Source organism: Cupriavidus sp. 10L43_2, assembly GCF_056395265.1.
The window spans coordinates 16,360-37,320 of record NZ_JBFTJE010000017.1 but is presented as its reverse complement, the minus strand read 5'-3'; the positions used below and the strand labels follow the sequence as shown (position 1 = coordinate 37,320).

18 protein-coding genes are annotated in these 20,961 nt (G+C 66.4%); 12 read left to right on the top strand and 6 right to left on the bottom strand.

What is annotated here, in order from left to right; all coding sequences use genetic code 11:
- Positions 1-120 precede the first annotated feature (120 nt).
- Genes AC1DEL_RS21175 through AC1DEL_RS21160 form a run of 4 tightly spaced genes read right to left on the bottom strand, consistent with a single transcriptional unit; the run spans position 121 to position 3,449 of the window.
- Entirely contained in the window at positions 121-825 is a 705-nt protein-coding gene (locus tag AC1DEL_RS21175; protein WP_477126189.1) for an ABC transporter ATP-binding protein, read from the bottom strand.
- Positions 818-1,570 carry an ABC transporter ATP-binding protein gene (locus AC1DEL_RS21170; RefSeq protein ID WP_092296737.1) on the bottom strand — a complete coding sequence of 251 codons (753 nt, stop codon included), beginning with the start codon at positions 1,568-1,570 and terminating at the stop codon, positions 818-820. Before AC1DEL_RS21170 ends, AC1DEL_RS21175 begins: the two co-directional genes overlap by 8 nt.
- A complete protein-coding gene (locus tag AC1DEL_RS21165; RefSeq protein WP_092296740.1) occupies positions 1,567-2,589 on the bottom strand; it encodes a branched-chain amino acid ABC transporter permease in 1,023 nt (340 codons plus the stop codon). Before AC1DEL_RS21165 ends, AC1DEL_RS21170 begins: the two co-directional genes overlap by 4 nt.
- Positions 2,586-3,449, bottom strand: coding sequence for a branched-chain amino acid ABC transporter permease (locus AC1DEL_RS21160; RefSeq protein ID WP_177219959.1), 864 nt, complete (start codon positions 3,447-3,449; stop codon positions 2,586-2,588). Before AC1DEL_RS21160 ends, AC1DEL_RS21165 begins: the two co-directional genes overlap by 4 nt.
- 167 nt (positions 3,450-3,616) lie before the next feature.
- On the opposite strand from AC1DEL_RS21160, the gene AC1DEL_RS21155 reads away from it, so the two are divergent.
- The 6 genes from AC1DEL_RS21155 (at position 3,617) to AC1DEL_RS21130 (ending at position 9,783) form a co-directional block, all read left to right on the top strand.
- Entirely contained in the window at positions 3,617-4,561 is a 945-nt protein-coding gene (locus AC1DEL_RS21155; protein WP_477126188.1) for an aldo/keto reductase, read from the top strand.
- Between the two features lie 9 nt (positions 4,562-4,570).
- Positions 4,571-5,929, top strand: coding sequence for an NTP/NDP exchange transporter (locus AC1DEL_RS21150; RefSeq protein ID WP_477126187.1), 1,359 nt, complete (start codon positions 4,571-4,573; stop codon positions 5,927-5,929).
- A 99-nt stretch (positions 5,930-6,028) separates the two neighbouring features.
- A complete protein-coding gene (locus tag AC1DEL_RS21145) occupies positions 6,029-7,135 on the top strand; it encodes an S-(hydroxymethyl)glutathione dehydrogenase/class III alcohol dehydrogenase (protein WP_092296751.1) in 1,107 nt (368 codons plus the stop codon).
- 11 nt (positions 7,136-7,146) lie between these two features.
- The gene (fghA, locus tag AC1DEL_RS21140; RefSeq protein ID WP_092296873.1) at positions 7,147-7,995 is read left to right on the top strand and encodes an S-formylglutathione hydrolase; all 849 of its coding nucleotides are present in this window, start codon (positions 7,147-7,149) and stop codon (positions 7,993-7,995) included.
- 15 nt (positions 7,996-8,010) lie between these two features.
- The gene (locus AC1DEL_RS21135; protein WP_477126186.1) at positions 8,011-9,483 is read left to right on the top strand and encodes an amidase; all 1,473 of its coding nucleotides are present in this window, start codon (positions 8,011-8,013) and stop codon (positions 9,481-9,483) included.
- A 51-nt stretch (positions 9,484-9,534) separates the two neighbouring features.
- Positions 9,535-9,783, top strand: coding sequence for a hypothetical protein (locus AC1DEL_RS21130; RefSeq protein ID WP_454757879.1), 249 nt, complete (start codon positions 9,535-9,537; stop codon positions 9,781-9,783).
- 27 nt (positions 9,784-9,810) lie between these two features.
- Here AC1DEL_RS21130 and msuE read toward each other — a convergent pair whose 3' ends face one another.
- Both msuE and AC1DEL_RS21120 read right to left on the bottom strand, forming a co-directional pair.
- Positions 9,811-10,374: an FMN reductase gene (gene msuE / locus AC1DEL_RS21125; RefSeq protein ID WP_477113480.1), complete on the bottom strand. Its 564-nt coding sequence runs from the start codon at positions 10,372-10,374 to the stop codon at positions 9,811-9,813.
- Positions 10,375-10,466: 92 nt separating this feature from the next.
- Entirely contained in the window at positions 10,467-11,222 is a 756-nt protein-coding gene (locus AC1DEL_RS21120; protein WP_477126215.1) for a MetQ/NlpA family ABC transporter substrate-binding protein, read from the bottom strand.
- A gap of 333 nt (positions 11,223-11,555) precedes the next feature.
- Here AC1DEL_RS21120 and AC1DEL_RS21115 point away from each other — a divergent pair, with 333 nt between their 5' ends.
- The 6 genes from AC1DEL_RS21115 (at position 11,556) to AC1DEL_RS21090 (ending at position 20,835) form a co-directional block, all read left to right on the top strand.
- A complete protein-coding gene (locus AC1DEL_RS21115; protein WP_441593289.1) occupies positions 11,556-14,753 on the top strand; it encodes an efflux RND transporter permease subunit in 3,198 nt (1,065 codons plus the stop codon).
- On the top strand, positions 14,750-15,934 hold the full coding sequence (locus AC1DEL_RS21110) for an efflux RND transporter periplasmic adaptor subunit (protein WP_477126185.1): 1,185 nt from the start codon (positions 14,750-14,752) through the stop codon (positions 15,932-15,934). Before AC1DEL_RS21115 ends, AC1DEL_RS21110 begins: the two co-directional genes overlap by 4 nt.
- Before the next feature lie 14 nt (positions 15,935-15,948).
- Complete coding sequence (locus tag AC1DEL_RS21105; RefSeq protein WP_477126184.1) at positions 15,949-17,430, top strand: efflux transporter outer membrane subunit; 1,482 nt, start codon at positions 15,949-15,951, stop codon at positions 17,428-17,430.
- A 296-nt stretch (positions 17,431-17,726) separates the two neighbouring features.
- Positions 17,727-17,930: a hypothetical protein gene (locus AC1DEL_RS21100; protein WP_092296770.1), complete on the top strand. Its 204-nt coding sequence runs from the start codon at positions 17,727-17,729 to the stop codon at positions 17,928-17,930.
- A 189-nt stretch (positions 17,931-18,119) separates the two neighbouring features.
- Complete coding sequence (locus tag AC1DEL_RS21095; protein WP_143093917.1) at positions 18,120-18,299, top strand: hypothetical protein; 180 nt, start codon at positions 18,120-18,122, stop codon at positions 18,297-18,299.
- 214 nt (positions 18,300-18,513) lie between these two features.
- Entirely contained in the window at positions 18,514-20,835 is a 2,322-nt protein-coding gene (locus AC1DEL_RS21090) for an FdhF/YdeP family oxidoreductase (protein ID WP_441593296.1), read from the top strand.
- Positions 20,836-20,961: the final 126 nt, after the last annotated feature.

The following is a 20,961-nucleotide window of genomic DNA, read 5'->3' as shown; positions in this document are numbered from 1 at the left end:
CTCCTGCTGTCTGAGCGGATGATGTCGATCCATGCATTCTGGGAATGAAGCGCGCCCAGAGATATGAGACGTTTCTGAAAAGCAATCAGACTCGTCTTATGCCGTCACCTACGCCACCACCTACGCCGCCACGCTCACCAGCCGATCCAGCAGGGCACGATCCGCAAGCAGCCCGGCGCTCTCGCCGGCGTGCACCACGCGCCCCCGGTCGAGCACCATCGCGCGCTGCGTCATCGCCAGCGCCAGCCGGGCGTGCTGTTCCACCACGATCACCGCCATGCCGCTTTCCGCGATCAGCCCGGCAATCACTCGCCGCAGCTCCTGCACGATGATCGGCGCCAGCCCTTCCATCGGCTCATCGAGCAGCAGCAGTGAAGGATTGACCATCAGCGCGCGCGCCATCGCCAGCATCTGCTGTTCCCCGCCCGACAACTGGTTGCCGAGGTTCTTCCGGCGCTCCTCGAGCCTCGGAAAGACCTGAAAAACGCGGGGGATGTCCCACGGCCCGGGGCGTGCCACGGCGCTCAGGTGCTCCGCCACGGTCAGCGACGGAAACACCCAGCGCTCCTGCGGCACCCAGCCGATGCCACCTTGCGCGCGCCGGTGCGGCGGCACGCGGGCGAGGTCGCGCCCCTGCCAGTGCAGGCGCCCGCCGCGCAGCCGCGTGAAGCCCATCAGCGTAGCCAGCAGCGTGGTCTTGCCCACGCCGTTGCGGCCCAGCAGCGCCAGGCTGTCGCCGGAGGAGAGCGTCAGGTCGATGCCGTCCAGCACCAGCGCGTCGCCATAGCCCGCGCTGACGCTCTCCATCCGCAGCAGTTCAGTCATGGGCGGCCTCCCCCAGATACACCTCGCGCACACGCGGATCGGCGGCAATCTCGGCCGGCGTGCCCTCGGTCAACACGCGGCCCGCCACCAGCACCGTGATGCGCTCGGCGAAGCGGAACACCAGATCCATGTCGTGCTCGATAAAGACGATCGTGATGTCGCGCGGCAGCCCGGCGATGACCGCGAACAGCTCCGCGCTCTCGCCCGTGGGAATGCCGGCGGCGGGTTCGTCCAGCAGCAGGATCGACGGCCGCGTGGCCAGCGCCAGCGCCATCTCCAGCAGCCGCTGCTTGCCGTAGGGCAGCTGGCGGGTCTCGACGTCAGCATCGGCGTCCAGCCGCAGCATGGCCAGCACCGCCATGGCTTCGTCGACGAGGGGCGTCTGGGAAGCCACCGTGCGCGCCCAGATGCGTGCGGCCCCGGTGCGCTCGGCCACCGCCAGCACGACGGATTCGAGCACCGTCAGCCCCGGGAACAGCGTGTTGATCTGGAACGTGCGCGTCATGCCGAGCCGCACGCGCGCATGTTGGGGCAGCGCCGTGATATCGCGGTCGCCCAGCCAGATCCGCCCTGCCGATGGCGGCAGCGCCCCGGTCAGCAGGTTGATGAAGGTGGTCTTGCCGGCGCCGTTCGGCCCGATCAGCGCGTGGCGCGCGCCCGGCGCGAAACTGAGCGAGATGTCGCTATTGGCGGCGAAGGCGCCCCAGGACTTGCCGAGCCCTGCCGTGCGGAGCGTGGCCGTCATGGTGCTTCCCCCCGGCCGCGCCGCAGCCGGCCCGCAATGGCGCTGGCCGCGCCCATCACCCCACCCTTGGCGAACAGCACCATCAGCACCAGCAGCAGGCCGATCCAGAACTGCCAGTAGACCGGGTTGATGCCCGCCAGCACGTCCTGCGCGATCATGAACAGCGCCGCGCCGACCAGCGCGCCGTAGAGCCGGCCCGTGCCGCCGAGCACCAGCATGACCAGCAGCTCGGCCGATCGCGGGAAGCCCAGCACATCGAGCCCGACGAACTGCGTGGTCTGGGCCAGCAGGCCGCCGGCCACCCCGGCCACCGCCGCCGACACCGCGAACACCGCCCCGAGCCGGCGCGGCACGTTGGCGCCCAGCGCCGGCATGCGCCGCACGCCCTCGCGCACGCCGCGCAGCGACAGCCCGAACGGCGACGCCACGATCCGGCGCACCGCCACGAACAGCAGGAAGGTCACCACGAGGCTATATAGATAGGCCGTCTTGCCGAACAGGTCGAATTCGAACAGCCCGAGCACCTTGCCCATGGTCACGCCGGACAGCCCATCGACCCCGCCGGTCAGGAAAGCGGCCTTGTTGGCGGCCTCGAACAGCATCAGGCCGATGCCGAGCGTGACCATCAGCCGGGTCAGGTCGCCGCCGCGCACCACCAGGAAGCTGCACAGCCAGCCCGCCAGCCCGGCCACGGCGCCGGCGGCCAGCAGGCCGGAAATCGGCTCGCCCCAGCCGTGCGCGCCCAGCAGGCCCGCCGTATAGGCGCCCAGCCCGAAGAAGGCCGCGTGGCCGAGCGAGACGATGCCGGCATAGCCGAGGATCAGGTCCAGCGACAGCGCGAACAGGCCGGTAATCAGGATCTGGCTGCCGAGGATCAGGTAGTCGGGCAGGAGAAAGAAGACCGCCACCGGGGCGAGCCAGAAGACGATTTCGGCCGGATGCCAGCGGCCATCGGGCAGGCGGTGGCGCTGGGCCGCCGCCGGCTGGACGGCTTGATCGGTACGCAGGACGGATTTCATGCGCGCCTCCCGAACAGGCCGGCCGGGAAGGCCACCAGCAGCACGACCATCATCGCGTAGATCACGAACGCGCCCACCGCCGGCACGTAGTACTTGCCGGCTACGTCCGCCACGCCAAGCACGATCGCCGCGAGCAGCGAGCCGCGGATGGAGCCGGCGCCGCCCACGGCCACTACCAGCAGGAAATACACCATGTATTTGAGCGGGAAGGCGGGATCGAGCCCGAGCACGTCGATGCCCAGTCCGCCGCCAAGGCCGGCCAGCCCCGAGCCGAGCGCGAACGTCAGGCTGAACACCCGCTCCACGTTGATGCCGAGACCGCGCGCGGCCTGCTGGTGATCGACGGCAGCCCGTACCTGCGCCCCGAAGCGCGTGCGCGCCACCAGCCACCCCAGCGCCAGCGTGATCACCACCACCACACCGATCAGGAACAGCCGATAGGCGCCCAGGTCGATCCCGGCCACCTGCACCTGCCCGATCAGGAACTCGGGCAGCGCCACCGGCTGCTGGCCGGGGCCGAACAGCCACGTGGCGCCGGCCATCGCCATGAAGGTCAGGCCGATGGAAAACAGCACCTGGTCGAGGTGGCTGGCCCGGTACAGGCGCCGATAGAGCGTGCGCTCGAGCAGCCAGCCCACCGCCGCCGCGCCCAGGAAGGCCAGCGGCAGCGCCGCCAGGAACGGCACGCCGGCGCGGTTCATCAGCACCACGGCCACATAGCCGCCGAGCATGGCAAAGGCGCCATGGGCCAGGTTGACGAAGTTCATCAGCCCCATGGTCACGGACAGGCCAATGCTGATCAGGAACAGCAGGCTGCCGTACGCCAGGCCGTCGAACAGCACGCCAAGGAAACTCGCGATCACCGGGGTCGTCCTCCGTTTTCAGGGTTGCCGCCGGATTGTTCAGTGTGCGCCGCTTTTTTGCAATCGGGCCCCACCCGCCCGTGCCCGATGTTGGCCTGTTGTCTGGTTTACATCGCCCCGGCCACGCGCTAACGTCCTGAAACCCGACCGCGAGGGACATTGCCATGCCGATCGACCGCCGCACCTTCCTGGGACTTTCCGCCGCGCTGGCCGCCTTGCCGGCCACCCCTGCCCTGGCCGCCGCTCATGCAGCCGCTCATGCAGCCGCTCATGCCGCCACCATGGAGGCGCCGATGCGGCGCAAGATCCCGGGCACCAATGTGCAGTTGCCGGTCATCGGCATGGGCACGGCCGATACCTTCAACGTGGGCACCGGCGCCGACGAACGCACCCCGCTCACCGAGGTCATGGCGCTGTTGCTGCAGCGCATTCCCGGCGCCGTGGTGGACACCGCGCCCAGCTACGGCAGCGCGGAAGCCGTCACCGGCGACCTCCTGCAAGCCGCCAAGGCCCGCCAGCGGGTGTTCCTGGCGACCAAGGTCTCTACCAGCGTGGCGCAGGTGCCGGCGCAGTTCGCCCGGTCGCTGTCCGATCTCCACCTCGACAGCGTGGATTTGCTGCAGGTGCATAACCTGATCGACTGGCAGAACAACCTGCGCTGGCTGCGCCAGCAGAAGGAAGCCGGCAAGACCCGCTATATCGGCATCACCCACTATCGGGAAGACTCGCACGACACCCTGGCGCAGATCCTGCGGCAGGAAAAGATGGATTTCCTCCAGATCAACTACTCGCTGGGCGAGCGCAACGCCGAGAAGACGCTGCTGCCGCTGTGCGAGGAGCGCGGCGTGGCGGTGCTGGTCAACCGGCCGTTCCAGGATGGGCGGCTATTCGGCGCGGTGAAAGGCAAGCCGGTGCCCGACTGGGCCGGCGAGGTGGACTGCACCACCTGGGGACAGCTGTTCCTGAAGTTCGTGGTCAGCCACCCGGCGGTGACGGCGGCCATCCCGGCCACCTCCAAGCCGCGCAATATGGCCGACAACCTCGGCGCGGCGTTCGGCCGCATGCCCGATACGCGCGAGCGGGCCCGCATTGCCGCCGCGCTGGCCTGAGCGCCGGTCATGGCTACGCCCCCGCCCCAGCCTGACGCGGCCCGTCCGCTGCAACGCGGCCTCGGCATGCGCCCCGGCGAAGCCCCCGCCGTGGTGGCGGGCTTCCTGTTCTTCTTCTGCCTGTTCGCCAGCTACTTCATGCTGCGCCCCGTGCGCGAGACCATGGGCATCGCCGGCGGCGTGCAGAACCTGCAATGGCTGTTCACCGCCACCTTCGTGGTGATGCTGGTGGCCATCCCGTTCTACGGCGCCTGCTGCAAGTGGCTGCCCCGTCGACGCTTCGTGCCGTGGGTCTACGCATTCTTCATCGCCAACCTGCTCGGTTTTGCCTTCGCCACGCGGGCGATGCCGGACAACGTGTGGCTGGCGCGCGTGTTCTATGTCTGGCTCTCGGTCTTCAACCTGTTCGTGGTGTCGGTGGCGTGGAGCCTGATGGCCGATGTGTTCCGTCCCGACCAGGCGAAGCGGCTGTTCGCGCTGCTGGCGGCGGGCGCCAGCGCCGGCGGGCTGGCCGGTCCGCTGCTGGGCGGCTGGCTGGTGGGAAGCATCGGGCTGACGGGGCTGATGGTGCTGTCGGCGGCGCTGCTGGCCGCCACGCTGCCCGGCGTGGGTTTTCTGTTCGGCTGGCGACGCCGCTCGGGGGCAGGGATGGCCGGTGTGGGCAGCACGGGTGCGGGGCAGGACCCGGCCGAGCCGGTCGGTGGCGGGCTGTGGGCGGGGCTGGTGCTCGTGGCGCGCTCGCGCTACCTGCTCGGCATCAGCGTGTTCGTGATCCTGCTCGCCACGGCGAGCACCTTCCTGTACTTCGAGCAGGCCAAGCTGGTGGCCGCCGCGTATCCGTCGCGCGCGCAGCAGACACAGGTCTTCAGCGCGCTCGATGCCACGGTGCAGGCGCTGACCATCGTGATCCAGCTGTTCTTTTCGGGCCGCGTGGCGCGGCGCTACGGCGTGACCGCGCTGCTGACCGGCGTGCCTGTGCTGGTGACCCTCGGCTTCCTGGCGCTGGCGGTCTGGCCGACCTTCGCGGTGCTGGCCGGCGCGATGATCGTGCGGCGCGTGGGCGAGTACGCGCTGCTGCGCCCCGGGCGCGAGATGCTGTTCACCGTGGTGGACCCGGAAACCAAGTACAAGGCCAAGAACGTCATCGACACGGCGGTGTATCGCGCGGGCGACGCGGTCAGCGCCTGGGTGCGCACCGCCATCGACGCCATCTCCGGCCATCCCGCCTCCGTGGCGCTGGCCGGCGCGGTGCTGGCCATCGCGTGGGCCTGGCTGGGCTGGTGGCTGGGTCGGCGGCACGAAGGCCAGCTGACACCCGCCGGGGAGGCGTCCACGGTGCTCGCGCGCGGCGCGCCGGGCGGCCGATAATCGAGCATCCGTCTGGCCGCGCGCCGCCGATGGCCGTATAGTCGTGGCCTGTTCGCGCGCCACGCGCGCCGCCCCCACACGCTTGCCTAGGAGCCCCCCATGAAGACCAAAGCCGCCATCGCCTGGAAAGCCGGCGCCCCGCTGACCATCGAAGATGTCGACCTGGACGGCCCGCGCGCCGGCGAGGTGCTCGTGGAAATCAAGGCCACCGGCATCTGCCATACCGACTACTACACGCTCTCGGGCGCCGATCCGGAAGGCATCTTCCCGGCCATCCTGGGCCATGAGGGCGCCGGCATCGTCACCGACGTCGGCCCCGGCGTGACCTCGCTCAAGCCGGGCGACCACGTGATTCCCCTCTACACGCCGGAATGCCGCCAGTGCAAGTTCTGCCTGTCGCGCAAGACCAACCTGTGCCAGGCCATCCGCGCCACGCAGGGCAAGGGGCTGATGCCGGATGGCACCTCGCGCTTCTCGATCGACGGCAAGCCGATCTTCCACTACATGGGCACGTCCACCTTCGCCAACCACATCGTGGTGCCGGAGATCGCGCTGGCCAAGATCCGCCCGGATGCCCCGTTCGACAAGGTCTGCTACATCGGCTGCGGCGTGACGACCGGCGTGGGCGCCGTGCTGTTCACGGCCAAGGTGGAAGCCGGTGCCAACGTAGTGGTGTTCGGCCTCGGCGGCATCGGCCTGAACGTGATCCAGGCGGCCAAGATGGTCGGCGCTGACAAGATCATCGGCGTGGACCTGAACCCGGGCCGCGAGGCGATGGCGCGCAAGTTCGGCATGACCCACTTCGTCAACCCCAAGGACGTGCCGAACGTGGTGGACCACATCGTCCAGCTCACCGACGGCGGCGCCGACTACTCGTTCGAGTGCATCGGCAACACGCAGGTCATGCGCCAGGCGCTGGAGTGCTGCCACAAGGGCTGGGGCAAGTCGATCATCATCGGCGTGGCGGAAGCCGGCGCGGAGATCTCGACGCGCCCGTTCCAGCTGGTGACGGGCCGTGAGTGGAAGGGTTCGGCATTCGGCGGCGCACGCGGGCGCACGGACGTGCCGAAGATCGTCGACTGGTACATGGAAGGCAAGCTCAACATCGACGACCTGATCACCCACACGCTGCCGCTGGAGCGCATCAACGAAGGCTTCGACCTGATGAAGCGCGGCGAATCGATCCGCTCGGTGGTGCTGTACTGATGCAGACCGACCTGGAACTGCTCGCCGAGCACGGCTGCCATGGCGGCGTGCAGCGCTTCTACCGGCACCACTCGGCCGCCATCGGGCTGCCGATGCGGTTCTCGGTGTTCCTGCCGAAGGAAGCGCTGGGCACGGGCACCACGCGCGTGCCGGCGCTGTTCTATCTGGCCGGGCTGACCTGCACCGAGGAAACGTTCCCGATCAAGGCCGACGCCCAGCGCTACGCCGCCGAGCACGGCATGATGCTGATCTCGCCCGATACCAGCCCGCGCGGCGCCAACGCGCCGGGCGAGGCCGATTCGTGGGACTTCGGCGTGGGGGCGGGGTTCTACGTGGATGCCGTCGAGGCGCCGTGGCACATGCACTGGCATATGGAGAGCTACGTGGCGAGCGAGCTGTTCGCCATCGCCACCACGGAATTGCCCGGCGATGCCGCGCGCGTGGGCATCTTCGGCCATTCGATGGGCGGCCACGGGGCGCTGGTGCTGGCGCAACGCTATCCGCACCGTTTCCGCTCGGTGTCCGCCTTCGCGCCGATCGCCGCGCCGATGAAATGCCCGTGGGGCATCAAGGCCTTCAGCGGCTACCTCGGCAACGATCCGGTGCGCTGGGCCGAGCACGACGCCAGCGAACTGATGACCGGGCAGGACGCGCCGCCCTTCCCCGCCGGCATCCTGATCGACCAGGGTCTGGCCGACCGCTTCCTCGAGGAGCAACTGCATCCGGAAGCGTTCGAGGCCGCCTGCAAGGTCGCCGGCCAGCCGCTGACGCTGCGACGGCACGCCGGCTACGACCACGGCTACTACTTCATCCAGACGTTCATGGCCGACCATATCCGGCATCACGCCGCCCAACTCTGAGACACCGAGCCCGCCATGCCTTACGCCGCCGATCCCATCGTCATGCTGTCCGCGCGGGCGCTGTCGCAGGCCATCCACGGGGGCGAGGTGTCGTGCCGGCAGGTCATGGGCGCCTACCTGGCCCATATCGCGCAGGTCAATCCGGGCAGCAACGCCATCGTGGCCATGCGGGACGAAGCGGCGCTGATGGCCGAGGCCGCCGCCGCCGACGAGGCGCTGGCGGCGGGCCGCTCCGCAGGCTGGATGCACGGCATGCCGCAGGCGCCCAAGGATTTGGCGATGACGCGCGGCATCCGCACGACGTTCGGCTCGCCGATCTACAAGGACAATGTGCCGACGATCGATGCCATCGTGGTCGAGCGCGCGCGCCGCGCCGGGGCGATCCTGATCGGCAAGACCAACACGCCCGAGTTCGGGCTGGGCTCGCAGACGTTCAACCCGGTGTACGGCGCCACGCTGAATCCTTACGATGCCACGCGCACGGCGGGCGGCAGCAGTGGCGGCGCGGCGGCGGCACTGGCGCTGCGCATGCTGCCCGTGGCGGATGGCAGCGACTTCGGCGGCTCGCTGCGCAACCCGGCCGGCTACTGCAACGTATTCGGCTTCCGGCCCTCGGCGGGCCGCGTGCCCTACGGCCCCACGCCGGAACTGTTCCTGTCGCAGCTCGGTTGCGAAGGGCCGATGGCACGCACGGTGGCGGACCTTGCCCTGCTGCTGGCCACGCAGGCCGGCCCCGACGCGCGCACCCCGCAGGCGCTTCCAGCCGACCCGGTGCTGGCCTCGCTCACGCCCGCGAACGTCACGGACGTGCTGCGCGCCGACCTGAACGGCAAACGCGTGGCGTGGCTGGGCGACTGGGGCGGCTACCTGCCGATGGAAGACGGCATCCTGCCGCTGTGCGAGCAGGCGCTGCGCTTCTTCCCGGATTTCGGCGTCAGCGTGGAAGCTATCGGCGCCCCTTATCCGCCCGAGAAAATCTGGCAGACCTGGCTGACCCATCGCCATTTCCTCGTCGGCAACGCCCGCATGACGCTCTACCGCAACCCGGCCACGCGCGCGCAGCTGAAGCCAGAGGCCATCTGGGAGATCGAAGGCGCGCTGAACCAGACCGCCAGCGACCTCTACACCGCCAGCACGGAGCGCTCGGCCTGGTACAACGCGCTGCAACGCACCTTTGCCACGTTCGACTACGTGGCGGTGCCCACGGCGCAGGTGTTCCCGTTCGATGTGAAGCAGCCGTGGCCGACATCGATCGCCGGCCGGCAGATGGATACCTATCACCGCTGGATGGAGGTGGTGGTGGCGTGGACGCTGTCTGGCTCGCCAGTCATCAGCGTGCCGGTGGGGTTCAATGCGGAGGGGTTGCCGATGGGCATGCAGCTGATTGGCCGCCCGCGCGACGACCTGGCCGTGCTGCAACTCGCCGCCGCCTATGAGCAGGCGCGCGACTGGGTGGGCAGCCGGCTGCCGCCAGCCATTGCAGACTGATCGCGGTGCACTATCCTGAAGGCTCCCCATCCCCGTATGAAGGAGCCTGCCATGGGCACTTCACGTCACATCGCCCTGGCGCTGGGCCTGCTCTTCGCGAGCGGTGCCGCGCTGGCGCATAACTGTCCCAATGAGATGAAGGCCATCGACGCGAAACTGGCGACCAAGCCGGCGCTGTCGCAGGCCGACATGACCAAGGTCCAGAAGCTGCGCGCCGACGGCGAAGCGCAGCACAAGGCCGGCGATCACGACGCCTCGATGAAGTCGCTCGGCGAGGCGAAGAAGCTTCTCGGAATCTGAACCCGAGCCGGGCCAAATCAGGCCAGGTCAGGCCACGCGCAGCAACTGGCGCGCGTGGCTGGCGAACAGCGGCGCGGCACGATCCGCCGCGAGGCGGATGCGTTCCTGCAGCGGGCCATTGCCGACCTGATAGCCGTCGAAATCAGCCGTCGAGGCATACACGCCAATCGGGAGCGTCAGCGCCTGCAGGAAGCCGAACAGCGGGCGCAACTGGTGCTCCAGCACCAGTGCGTGCCGGTCACTGCCGCCCGTGGCGGCCAGCAGCACCGGCGTATCCACCAGCGCGTTCATCCCGACCAGATCGAACAGATGCTTGAAGTGGCCCGGGAACGAGCCCCGGTAGACCGGCGCGGCGGCGATCAGCAGGTCCGCCGACTCGATGTCCGCCAGTTGCGCCTCAATCTCGGCAGGCAGTTCCTCGCGCGACAGCGCGCCACCCAGCGGGCGGGCAATCTCGCTCAGGTCGACGATGCGGGTGTCGAGCACGAGCCGTTCTTCCAGCGCTTCCAGCAGTGCCTCCACGAGCACACGCGTGCGCGAGGGCTGGTGGACACTGCCATTGACGGCGACGACTTTGAGGGGGGTAGCCACTGGTGGTTCTCCGTTTGGATCGACCCCTACCTTAGCGCCGTCGCCGCCGAGGGCGAACGAAGGAAATCGAGTATGGATAGATGAAGTGCCGATCAGAACGACGGCACCATCGCGCCCTTGTACTTTTCCTTCATGAACTGGCGCACGTCTTCCGACTGGTACGCCGCCACGAGTTTCTTGACCCACGGCTTGTCCTTGTCCTGCGTGCGCACCACGATAATGTTCGCGTACGGGCTGCGGATGTCTTCCATGGCGATGGCGTCCTTGGTCGGCCGGAGGCCGGCGGCGAGCGCGTAGTTGGTGTTGATCACCGCGGCGCTCACGTCAGGCAGGACGCGCGCCAGCTGGGCGGCGTCCAGTTCCACGATCTTGAGCTTCTTGGGGTTCTCGGCCACGTCCAGCGGCGTAGCGTTCACGCCGTTGGTGCCCACGCCCGGCTTCAGCTTGATCACGCCCTGTGCGGCGAGCAAAAGCAGCGCGCGGTTCTCGTTCGACGGGTCGTTCGGCACGGCCACCTTGGCGCCCTGCGGCAGGTCCTTCGGCGACTTCAGTTTCTGCGCGTACACGCCCAGCGGCGAGATATAGGTGTAGCCCACGCTGACCATCTTGTAGCCGCGCTGCTTGACCTGGCTGTCCAGGTACGGCTGATGCTGGAAGCTGTTGGCCTCCAGATCGCCCGCGTCCAGCGCGGCGTTCGGCTGCACGTAGTCGTTGAACTCCACCACCTTCACGTTCAGGCCGTTGCGCTTGGCCACTTTCTGCACCACTTGCCAGACCTCGGCATCCGGGCCGCTCACGGTGCCCACGCGCACGGTCTGTTCCTGGGCCCCGGCGTTGCCGGCGGCCATCACGCCAAATGTCGCCACCACCACGGCGGCGGACAGGGTCTTTGCGAACGAAAGCGTCTTCATACGTCTTTTTCCTCAGGATCGAAGGCCGCGCGCGCGGATCGGCGGCGGCAAGGCCGCGTCGGATGGACGCGGCCGGGACGAAACTTTACCTCAATGTGCCTTGCCGGTCGGGTGGCTCGCACTCATCGTCGGCACGTTGCGCTTTTCAAAAATTGCATATCTCGACAGTTCGAACAGAAAAGCGCCGCCAGTTTCCGAAATAGTCCTGCGGCCATTTCTTCCTAGACTCACTTTGCCTTCAATCGGGACAGGTGAACCAGGAAAACGAACATGTGGATCGTCAGGCTTGCACTACGCCGGCCCTATACCTTCGTTGTGCTAGCCATTCTGCTGTTGCTTGGTGGGATGGTTTCCATCCTGCGCATGCCTACGGACATTTTTCCGTCGATCGACATTCCGGTGGTCAGCGTGGTCTGGAGCTACAACGGTTTGTCTGCCGAAGACATGGCGCAACGTATCGTCACGGAATACGAGCGTTCCCTGACCACCGACGTCGACAATATCGAGCACATCGAGTCGCAGTCGCTACCGGGGGTGGCCGTCATCAAGGTCTTCTTCCACCCCGGCGCTGACATCAACCGGGCGATTGCTCAAGCCACGGCCGGCGCGCAATCGATTCTCAAGCAGATGCCGCCGGGCGCCACGCCACCCCTTGTCCTTAGCTACAACGCCTCTACGGTACCAATCCTGCGCCTGGCGCTAGGCAGCGACACGCTGCCGGAGCAGGAACTGTACGACCTGGGCAACAGCTTTATCCGCACCCAACTGGCCACAGTAGAGGGCGCGTCAGTGCCGCTTCCCTACGGCGGCAAAGTACGCCAGGTGACGGTGGACCTTAATGTACCGGCACTCCAGGCACGCGGCCTGGCTCCAGTCGATGTCGTGAGCGCGATCAACGCCCAGAATTTGGTTTTGCCTGGCGGCACCGCCAAGATTGGCTCGCTGGAATACCGGGTAGATCTCAATGGCAGTACGCAGACCGTAGCCGCGTTGAACGACTTGCCGGTCCGCAGCGGCCCCAACGGCACGGTCTATGTTCGCGACGTGGCGCAGGTCCACGATGGTTACGCGCCCCAGACCAATGTGGTGCGGCATGACGGCAAGAGAGCCGCGCTGCTGGAAATCGAGAAGACTGGCAGTGCCTCAACACTGACCGTCGTTTCGCAGATCCGGGCCCTGCTGCCGCACATTCTTTCAGGACTGCCGAAGTCGCTCCACGTGCAACCCCTCTCGGACCAGTCAGTGTTCGTATTGTCGGCGATCGACGGTGTGCTGCACGAGGCGCTGGTGGCCGCCTGCCTGACAGCCACAATGATCCTGCTGTTCCTGGGTAGCTGGCGCGCCACGCTGATCATTGCCATCACGATTCCGCTATCGGTACTGGCAGCACTCATCGCACTGGCGGCGCTGGGGCAGACCTTGAACATCATGACACTGGGCGGGCTCGCGCTTGCCGTGGGCGTACTCGTAGATGACGCCACCGTGGCAATCGAAAATATTGCCCATCATCGCGAGACAGGCAAGCCACTCGAGCAGGCCATCCTTGACGGTTCGGGAGAAATCGCACTGCCCACGCTGGTGTCCACGATGTGCATCTGCATCGTGTTCCTGCCGATGTTCCTACTCAGCGGCGTCGCTCGCTACCTGTTCGTGCCCCTGGCCGAATCAGTGGTGTTTGCGATGATGGCTTCCTACTTCCTTTCCCGCACGCTCATTCCCACGCTGGCGCACTATCTACTGCGCGGCGAAAATGCGCAGCGGCCCAAGGGCGGACGCCTGGCCAGCTGGTTCAGCGCGGTTCATACGAGATTTGACGCGAGATTCGAACGGGTGAGGCTTTCGTATTCGCGCCTGCTGCGCGCTGCGCTGGCTGCGCCACGCCGTACCGTTTCGTTCTTCGCGCTAGTTTTTTTGGTGTCGATGACGCTTGTGCCGTTCCTGGGCCAGGATTTCTTTCCCACCATCGAAGGCAGCGAGATCCGACTGCATATGCGGGTACGCACCGGCACGCGCATCGAGGAAACGGCGCGTATCGTAGATGAAGTGGAAAATGAGGTCCGCCTGGTCATCGGACCCACCCACGTGGCCGGCATCGTCGACGACATTGGCCTGCCCGTCAGCGGCATTAACCTGACCTACGATTCTGCGCTGCCGATTGGCACCGGCGACGCGGAGATTCTGGTGTCGCTGAAGCCCGATGCCGGCCGTTCTGGCGCGCTGGTCGAACAGCTCGACGCGGCCCTGCGGAAGAACTTTCCCGGGGTCAGCTTTTCGTTTCTGCCGGCCGACATGGTCAGCCAGATCCTCAATTTCGGCCTGCCTGCGCCTATCGACATCCAAATAGTCGGGAAAGACCTGGAAGGCAACCGCAAAGTGGCCGATCAACTGATGCGCAGCCTGGCAGGCGTGCCCGGACTGACCGACCTGCACCTCCAACAGCCGAGCGACCAGCCTGCCCTGAGTCTCAATGTTGACCGCACACGTGCCCTGCAGGCGGGGCTGTCCCAACGCGAAGTGGCGCAGAACCTGCTGATCTCCCTGTCCGGCAGCAGCCAAACAGCGCCCAACTTCTGGCTTGACCCCAAGAACGGCGTCAGTTATCAGGTGGCCGTATCGGTGCCGCAGTATGCAATGGACTCACTGCAAACGCTGTCGAGCATTCCACTTGGCCTGGGCGCTGACACTGTGCAGCAAGGTGGCGCTGGGCAGCTTGGCCAGTTCGGCACCATCACGCGCTCCAGTCAGCAAGGTGTGGTTTCGCATTACAACGTGCAACCAGTACTCGATCTGTTCGCTGCGGTACGGGGTCGCGACTTGGGTTCGGTGGCCAGCGATGTGCAGCGTATCGTCAGCAAGGCGCACGATCAGTTGCCGGCTGGCTCAGACATCGTTGTCCGCGGCCAGGTGCAGACAATGCATGCATCGTTTGCAGGCCTGCTGGCCGGCCTGGCTGCTGCCATCGTGCTGGTCTACCTGTTGATGGTCGTGAACTTCCAGTCGTGGCTGGATCCACTTGCCATCGTTGGCGCACTTCCCGTAGCACTCTCTGGCATGGCATGGATGTTATTTGCGACCGATACCACCATCAGTGTTCCCGCGCTCACGGGGGCCATCATCTGCGTTGGCATCGCGACGGCTAACAGCATCCTCGTGATAAGCCACGCGCGCGAAGGGATGGCAGGCGGAAAATCTGCCGTGGATGCAGCATGGGAAGCTGGCTTCAGCCGCTTCCGCCCTGTGGCGATGACGGCGCTGGCCATGCTGTTCGGCATGGTGCCGATGGCTTTGGCGACAAGTGGTGCGGGCGCGCAGAATGCGCCGCTCGGTCGCACCGTGATTGGCGGCCTGGCATTCGGCACAACCGCAACGCTGGTACTCGTGCCAGTGTTCTTTGCCACCCTGCATGACTGGATGGCGGGCCGCACCCGAGTCGACGACTCCGCCACGCTTCGAGAAGACCTGGCATGACACATAGCAAACCTCGTACTACGGCCTCGGCGCCACGTAGCCGGTCACGCCTCGCCATACTGGCGGTATCGGGGCTTTGCGTCGCAACGGCCCTTACTGCCGGGATCTTCCCACGCTGGCACAGCTTTGGCGCTTTGCAGTTGCGCGCCAAAAGCGCGGAAATTCCTGTCGTCAGTGTGGTGTCCCCCCGAAATGCTGCAGCCGTGCGCGATATCACCCTGCCAGCCGATGTCCAGGCCTACGACGATGCCGCCATCCATGCGCGCGTCAACGGCTATCTGCGGCGCTGGTACGCCGACATCGGCACCTCGGTGAAGGCTGGCCAGTTGCTAGCGGAGATTGATGCGCCCGAGGTATCCGACCAGTTGCGCCAGGCTCGCGCCGACGAAGCAACAGCGGCCGCCAACTACCAGCTGGCCAGCACCACGGCCAAGCGCTGGCAGGACCTGCAGGCGACTAACTCCGTCGCGCAGCAGGAAACCGACCAGAAAGTCGCCGACGTGCATGCCAAGGCGGCCTTGCTGGCCGCGGCACGCTCAAATACTTCGCGGCTGGCACAACTGGCCAGCTACATGCAGATCCGCGCGCCGTTTGATGGCGTGATTACCGCACGCAATGTCGATACGGGGGCGCTGATTGACGCGGGTAGCGCACCGAGCCAGGACCGCGAACTATTCCATATCTCGGCCGGCACGCGGCTGCGCGTCTATGCTCAGGTCCCCCAGGATGTCAGCGCGGCAACGGTGCCGGGCACGCGCGCTTGGCTGACTTTGCCGCAAGCGCCGGGACAACGCTACCCCGCCACCGTTACGCGCACGGCCGGTGCGATCAACCCCATCACGCGCAGCCTGCGCGTGGAGCTTGACGTCGACAGCCAGGACGGCCGTATCCTGCCCGGCACCTACGCCCAGGTGCATCTGGAAGTGGGCAGCGCCCATGCGGGCCTGGATCTGCCAGCCAATACGTTGATGTTTCCCGCCAGTGGCCCTGCGGTGGCCGTTGTGGATGCTGAAAACAAGCTGACGATTCGTCAGGTCGCACTCGGTCGAGATTTCGGTTCGCATGTGGAGGTACTAAGTGGCGTGCAGGAGAACGACCGGGTCGTCGTCAACCCCGGCGACGGCATCGTCTCCGGCATGCCCGTGCGCGTGGCCGCCCCCGCCAAGGGGGACGCGGCATGAGCGGCGACCGGAAGATGAAGCGGGACACGAAGCGCACCACCAGGCCTTCCATCAGGCACACCGCCGTCGTGCTGGCCTGCGCCTGGCTGGCCGGATGCGCCACCGAGCCATACCAAGTGCCGGCGATGCCGCTGCCGGCCACCTATCAGGAAGCCGAGGCTGTCCAGCACCAGGACGCCATCGCGTCGGACTGGTGGCGCGCCTACGATGACGCCACACTCGACGCCCTACTGGCACGCATTGACGTCTCGAACCAGAGCCTGCTCAAGTCCATGGCCCTGCTGCGCGATGCGCGCGCGCAGGTGGCTGCCGCCCGCGCCGACTACTTCCCCACCGTCGGCGTCGCCGCCAGCGTCACGAGTACACACCTGTCAGCCAACGTGCTGGGCCATTCGCTGGCCGGCAGGACCACGCCCGATCACCTGATTGGTCTCGGTGCCACCTGGGAACCGGACCTGTTCGGCCGCATCGGCAACAACGTCGACGCCGCGAAGGCCCGCCTGCAGGCCAGCGCCGACGATGTGGCCGCCGTCCGCCTGAGCCTGTTGGCGGAAGCCGCCATCGACTACTTCGGCATCCGATCGCTCGACCGCGAGGCGGCGCTGCTGCAGCAGACCGTGGACGCCTACGCATCGGTGCTGCAACTGGTGACCAACCGCTACCTGGGCGGCATTGCGGCGGAAAGCGATGTCGCCCAGGCGAAGGCGCGCGTGGAAGGCACGCGCGCCCAGCTGACCGACCTGCAACTGGCGCGTACGCAGCTGATGCATGCACTGGCCACGCTACTGGGCGAGCCGGCGAGCACCTTTACCCTGCCGGTGGCCACGTCGAATCCGGGTGAGACCAGCATCGCCCTGCCCGCCACGCCGGCGGCCGTGCCGGCCACACTGCTCCAACGCCGTCCGGACATCGCAGCGGCGGAGCGCCGGGTGGCCGCCGCCAACGCGCAGATCGGCGTGGCACGCGCGGCCTTCTTCCCGACGCTGATGCTGAACCTGAACGGCGGACTGGAAAGTTCCGGCCTGGCGGGATGGCTGACGGCGCCGAGCCGCTTCTGGGCCGTCGGCCCGTCACTGGCCGCGACGATCTTCGATGGCGGCAAGCGCCAGGCCGGCGTGGACAGCGCCCGCACCCAGTTCGACGCCAGCGCGGCGGATTACCGCCAGACCGTGCTCAATGCCGTGCAGGATGTGGAAGACAACTACGCGGCGCTGCGGTTGCTCGACGAGGAAGCCGCCAGCCAGCGGGCCGCCGTCACGGCATCCGACCGCGCCCTGCAGCAGGCCACCGAGCGTTACCGCAAGGGCGCCTCCGCCTACCTGGACGTCAACGTGGCGCAGGCCACCGCCCTGACCGACGCCCGCGCATTGGAAGCCGTGCACCGGCGCCAGCTGACGGCCAGCGTCTCGCTGTTCCGGGCGCTGGGTGGGGGATGGGATAGAAAGGATGGGAAGACGGGCGAGCCCGCCGAGGCAAGCACGCCGGCCTCAGACTGAGGCTGATGCTCTGTTGGCGCTGCCCGGACGCCCATGCCCCGCTTCAAGCCGATGATGCCCAGCGCCTCGGCGAGCGGCGGGCGTCACCGGGGTCGACGTGCATATACGACACCTCCACCGGCCGCGCACAATGGCCCTACGCCCGCGGGCCGTATTCTCAAGTCTCACTCACTCCTCAGGAAGACAGATATGCGCTACATCATTACCCAAGACGGCACCCGCCTGTTTGCGGGGCCGGCGCCATGCTGATCGGCGCTTGAACCGCAGATCCATCGCAGTCCCACTGGAGAATCTCCATGCGTTCGACCCTGTTCCGCTCCGTTCTAGCCGCCACCTGCCTGCTCGGTACCGTGGCCGCCCATGCCACCGACCCAGCCACCAGCCCGTTTGCCGCCGATCGCTACGACTACAGCGTGCTGCCATCCGCCAGCGCTGTGGCCAAAGCACCGGCACCGGTCCGATGCCATGACGGCAAGGCGGCCTGCCATCCGAAGCACTAGGCGCCCTGCCGCGCGTCACGCGCGGTGGCGTGTTCCGGATGCGGCTGGCAAGAAGGGGGCCCCCCCATACCTTCGTTTAACGCGACACCACCTACGCGACTATTGTGGCCATCCGCACCGGGCTCCTAGCATTCCAGTCAACATCGATTGCTTCCACGGGAGCCGACCATGACAAGCCAAATAACCTGGATGCAGCGCCTCGCCGTTGCCCCCGACCACATCCCCGCACCGGCGCCCCCAACGCACCCTGACATCGCGGAGGCCCTCGTGAGCGAACAGGAAAGCCTGCTGCTGATGTACGGCTGGATTGTCCTTGCCGTCCTGAATCTGATTTTGATTACCGTCGCGTTCCTCCAGTACGCCGACTGAGCGCCCGGCACACCGACCGCATTCGTCCCTGGGTTTTCTCGCCTAGGCAATTTGTGGAGCCACTTCATCCTTTGGTTTGCCTGCGGCATTCCGGGCCTCCGGCATGTCGTGCGAAAACGAAACTGGCTCCGCAAGACGCAATTGCCGCAATCCTTCCTCCTTTACGCTCGGGCCATCACAAGGCATCGAACTCTTTAAGGCAGGAGACCCAGTCATGGCCTTCAAATCAAAGCCCCGCATCGAACCCTATGCCCACGCCGCCGCCGGCTGGGGCGCGCTGAAGTATGTCGCCATCAACCTCATCAAGGAACGCGTGCCGGGCCGTGACTACGCGATGCTGTTCCGCCAGAACCAGCCAGACGGCTTTGACTGCCCAGGCTGCGCCTGGCCTGACCGCGAACACGCATCGACGTTCGAGTTCTGTGAGAACGGCGTCAAGGCCGTGGCAGCTGAATCTACCGGCAAGCGCGTGACGGCCGAATTCCTCGCGCATCACACGGTGGAATCGCTGATGCAAGAGACCGACTACGAGCTGGAGCAGCATGGCCGTCTGACCGAGCCTGTGGTCTATGACGCAACGTCAGATACGTATCGCCCGATCAGTTGGCAGAATGCCTTTTCCCTTATTGGTACCCGGCTGCGCGCCATGCCCGACCCGAATCAGGCTGCTTTCTACACGTCCGGGCGCGCGAGCAACGAGGCCGCCTTCATGTATCAGCTGTTTGCACGGATGCTGGGCACCAACAATTTTCCGGACTGCTCGAACATGTGCCACGAAGCCACCAGTCGTGGCATGCCGCACACCGTAGGCGTCGGAAAGGGCACAGTCACGCTGGATGATTTCGAGACCTGCGACACGATCCTGCTGTTTGGCCAGAATCCCGCCACAAACCATCCGCGCATGCTCTCCGAACTACGCGACTGCGCCAAGCGGGGCGCCACGCTGGTATCAATTAACCCGCTGCGCGAACGTGGGCTTGAGCGCTTCACCAGCCCGCAGAGCCCGGTCGAAATGCTGACAATGTCAGAGACGAAGATCTGCTCGGTGTTCGTGCGTCCGACACTTGGCGGCGACTACGCGCTGATCAAGGGGGTGGCGAAGCGCGTGCTGGAACTGGACGACGAAGCGTTGACCAATGGAACGGCTCGCGTACTGGACACGGCTTTCATTGCTGAGCACACGCACGGCTTCGCGCCTTTCGCGGCCGACCTGCGCGCCGAATCGTGGCCCATCATCGAGCGCGAATCTGGCGTACCGCGCGAAGAGATCGAGGGTCTGGCCACCATCTATGTCCGGGGCGAGCGCGTGATCTGTACCTGGGGCATGGGTCTGACTCAGCACAAGCACTCGGTACAGACGATCCAGATGCTGACCAACCTGATGATGCTGCGTGGCAATATCGGGCGCGAAGGCGCGGGCCTGTGCCCCGTTCGCGGCCACTCCAATGTGCAGGGGAACCGGACGGTCGGCATCGAGGAGCAGCCGACCGGGGCCTTCCTCGACAAGCTCGGCGCAGCCTTCGGCTTTAATCCGCCGCGCGAACACGGCTACGACGTTGTGGAGAGCATCGAGGCGATGCTGCGGGGAGACGTGAAGGTCTTTATCGCATTGGGCGGGAATTTTGCATCGGCTACACCTGATACCGAGCGCACCTGGGACGCCCTGCGCGCATGCGACCTGACGGTGCATATCGCCACCAAGCTTAACCGCAGCCACCTTATCCATGGAAAAGAGGCGTTGATCCTGCCGACACTGGGGCGCACTGAGATTGACCTGCAGGACGGCGCTCCGCAAGGCGTGACCGTGGAAGACTCAGTCTCGCAGGTCCACATCTCTTTTGGCATGAACAAGCCCGCATCACCCGACCTGATGTCCGAAACTGCCATCATTGCCAACTTGGGCCATGCGACGCTGGGCAGCGAGACGGTCGACTGGCTCTGGTACGCACAGGACTACGCCCGCATTCGGGACAAGATCGCGGAAGTCATCGACGGCTTCGAGCACTACAACGCCCGCATCGCCATGCGCGGTGGTTTTCATCTGTATGTTCCCGCGCGCGAGCGGCAATGGCACACGCCCTCCGGCAGGGCGGAGTTCATTGTCAACGCACTGACTCCGGACACACCGATTGCCCAGGCCCGCGCCCGCTATGGCGAGCGGTTGATGACGCTGATGACCACGCGTTCTCATGACCAGTACAACACGACGATCTATGCGCTGGACGACCGCTATCGCGGCGTCTTCGGGCAGCGGCGCGTGGTCTTCATCCATGCGGCGGACCTGGAAATGCTGGGCCTGCGCGACGGCGACTGGGTCGACATGACCACGGTATGGCACGACGATGTCGAGCGGCGTGCCGACGGATTCCGACTGGTGGCGTACGACATTCCGCGCGGATGCATCGCCGCCTACTATCCGGAAACCAACCCGCTGGTACCGTTGGACAGCGTGGGGGACGTCTGCAATACCCCAACCTCAAAATCCATTCCAGTGCTGTTGCACCCGACGGCCTCCCCTGCCTCGAAGAAGGCATAGCCATGCGATTTGAAAACGCCTGACATGCTCCGAAAATCCCCCACCTGCGCGACCTTCTACGATAGGCCCAGGCGTGAACGAGATCATTCTCCTGATTGCGCTTCACGTCGATCCATCCCAACGAAG